The 891-nt window shown below is 38.8% G+C and carries 1 protein-coding gene; it reads left to right on the top strand.

Translation table 11 applies throughout. The features are described from left to right. Window positions 1-127 precede the first annotated feature (127 nt). Entirely contained in the window at window positions 128-784 is a 657-nt protein-coding gene (locus tag H9653_RS12360) for a YidX family protein (protein ID WP_225211768.1), read from the top strand. Window positions 785-891: the final 107 nt, after the last annotated feature.

Below are 891 nucleotides of genomic sequence, written 5' to 3'. Positions count from 1 at the left end.
TTATAGATATAATCTATCTATTATAGTAATAAATAGGTAGGTTTGTATATATTTTATTTAACTGTTTGCAACCCTATCGAAGTTATTAAACCCAAAAACCTTATTAACAGGCGCATCACTTGCGGCATTGCTTGCTAGCTCAGGCTGCGCCACCAGCTCTTTATTAGAAAGTGACAATCACGTCAGCAGCAAAACTAGCAAGCAAATCTTGTCTGAAGACCAAATTGTCGCTTTTGGTCGTCCTGCAAAGGCATTACCAAAAACGCCCAACGCCACCATGGTCATCGTCGGTGAAAAAAATAGCTATGTGCTGACCCAAGGCGGGACGGAAATGATTGGCTTATTAAGCAATATGACGCCAAAAAATATCCACGTCGATAACGACATGAGTTTTTATGTGCCCAACAATGATGGCTATTTTCAGGGTGAAATGAAGCTGTCGTATGCCAAGTTAAAAGATGAATTCCAGCGCTCAGACTATCAATTCTTTTTGCAAAATAATGGCCGCGACTGTACTTCAGTCAGCGACCAACGCATCAATGCTCAGCGCTTTTGCTTTAGTGTGTCTGTTAAAGGCGCTATCTATCCGCAAGTGAGTAATTTAAGCTTAATTCAATCTAATTACCGCGCTTTAAGCAAACCTTATACGGTCAGTTTTTATACCCAAAGTCAGCAACAACAAGTCTCTCGCAGTGGTGCTAATACCGCGCAAAAGCTGGTGTTATTGCCCTTTGCCCTTGCTTTTGATGTCGTTACCTTTCCCTTCCAGCTTTTAGATCAATAAATTTTTCAGTTTAACTCATACATAAACAAAGAAGGGTTGCAAACAGTTAAATAAAACATATACAAACCTACCTATTTATTACTATAATAGATAGATTATATCTATAA

The organism is Psychrobacter communis (assembly GCF_014836505.1).
GTDB lineage: Bacteria > Pseudomonadota > Gammaproteobacteria > Pseudomonadales > Moraxellaceae > Psychrobacter > Psychrobacter faecalis.
This window is presented reverse-complemented; position numbering and strand designations above follow the sequence as displayed.